We start from the raw sequence: 1,591 nt of genomic DNA on the forward strand, positions 1-1,591 counted from the left end.
GCACCTTTCCTCTCCCCCGTCGATCGGGGGAGAGGTGTCGAGCGAAGCCGGCAGGCAGATAAGCGGCTCTCACATCGACAGCTGGCGGTCGAGCGGTGGGCTCAACCACCTGGCTTGCCAACCCCTATCAGCTGGCTGATGATTGCAGCGACCTCCGCCCGCGCGGCGTCCATCCCCTGGCCGGTGTCGACGATGAAATCGGCCTGACGGCGCTTTTCCGCGTCCGGCACCTGCTTGGCCAGGATCGACGCCAGCTTTTCCTCCGTCATGCCGGGCCGTGCCAGCACGCGTTCGCGCTGGGTCTCGGCCGGGGCGGTGACGACGACGACCTTGTCGACGCGGTTGCGGCCGCCGGTTTCGAACAGCAGGGGGATGTCGAGGACGGCGATCGGCGCGCCTGATCCACGATGCCTGGCCAGAAAGGCATCGGCATCGGCGCGCACCAGCGGGTGGATGATGGTCTCCAGCCGCTTCAGCGCCGCGGCATCGCCGAGCACGCGCGCGCCAAGTTTGGCACGATCGACCACGCCGGCGGATGTGGTGCCGGGAAAGGCGGCCTCGACCAGGGGTGCTGCCTTGCCGGCATAGAGGCGATGCACCGTCTCGTCGGAATCATGGACCGGCACGCCGGCGTCAGTGAACATCCTGGCTGTGGTCGACTTGCCCATGCCGATCGAGCCGGTGAGGCCGAGCACGATCATGGCTTCGGCACCAGATCGGCGACGATCAGGGCCCGAAGTTCGGCCGTCACCCGCGGCCTGATGCCGAACCAGCGCTCGAAGCCAGGCACGGCCTGATGCAGAAGCATGCCGAGACCGTCGACCGTCTTCAGATTTCGCGCGCGGGCGGCCGCGAGCAGCGGCGTCTCCAGCGGCACATAGACGATGTCGGTGACGATGGCATGGTCGGGCAGCCGGGCGGGATCCGCCGACAGGCCTTCATTGCCATGCATGCCGAGCGCGGTGGTGTTGACCAGCAGGCCGGCATCGCCGAGCAGTTCGTTGGTCGCCGCCATGCCATGCGCCGAGACACCGGCGCCGAAACGATCGCGCAATTCCTGCGCTCGGGCCAGAGTGCGGTTGACGATGCGGATGTCGGCAACGCCGCGCTCCTTCAGCGCATGGATGACGGCGCGCGACGCGCCGCCGGCGCCGAGCACCACCGCCGGACCCTTGCTTGCCCAGCCCGGTGCATGATCGTCGAGGTTGGCGGCAAAGCCGTGACCGTCAGTGTTGCCGCCCCACAGGATGCCGTCCTCGAACCACAGCGTGTTGACGGCGCCGATTTCTTGCGCCGCCTGGTCGCGGCGTTCGGCCAATGCGAAGGCCGCTTCCTTGTGCGGGATGGTGATGTTGCCGCCGCGGTAATTGTTTGCCTGCAATGTTTCCACGAACACGGCAAAGTCTTGCGGCGCGACATCGATGGCCTGGTAGCTTCCGTCGATGCCATGTTTGGCCAGCCAGTGGCCATGGATCTTCGGCGAGCGCGAATGCTTGACCGGATGGCCCGACACGAAGGCTTTTTTCGACGCCTCAGCCATCGATCGCCCCCAGGTCTCGCAGTTCGGCCAGCAGCGGCAACAGCGGCAGGC

The 1,591-nt window shown here is 67.1% G+C and carries 2 protein-coding genes; both read right to left on the bottom strand.

Annotation, left to right across the window (positions count from 1 at the left end):
- Positions 1 to 101: 101 nt before the first annotated feature.
- On the bottom strand, positions 102 to 701 hold the full coding sequence (gene coaE / locus EN914_RS34850) for a dephospho-CoA kinase (RefSeq protein ID WP_024504095.1): 600 nt from the start codon (positions 699 to 701) through the stop codon (positions 102 to 104).
- The gene (locus tag EN914_RS34855) at positions 698 to 1,540 is read right to left on the bottom strand and encodes a shikimate dehydrogenase (protein ID WP_024504094.1); all 843 of its coding nucleotides are present in this window, start codon (positions 1,538 to 1,540) and stop codon (positions 698 to 700) included. Before EN914_RS34855 ends, coaE begins: the two co-directional genes overlap by 4 nt.
- Between the last annotated feature and the right edge of the window lie 51 nt (positions 1,541 to 1,591).

Origin of the sequence: Mesorhizobium sp. M7A.F.Ca.CA.001.08.2.1 (assembly GCF_003998455.1) — a bacterium.
In the GTDB taxonomy this organism is placed as follows: domain Bacteria; phylum Pseudomonadota; class Alphaproteobacteria; order Rhizobiales; family Rhizobiaceae; genus Mesorhizobium; species Mesorhizobium ciceri.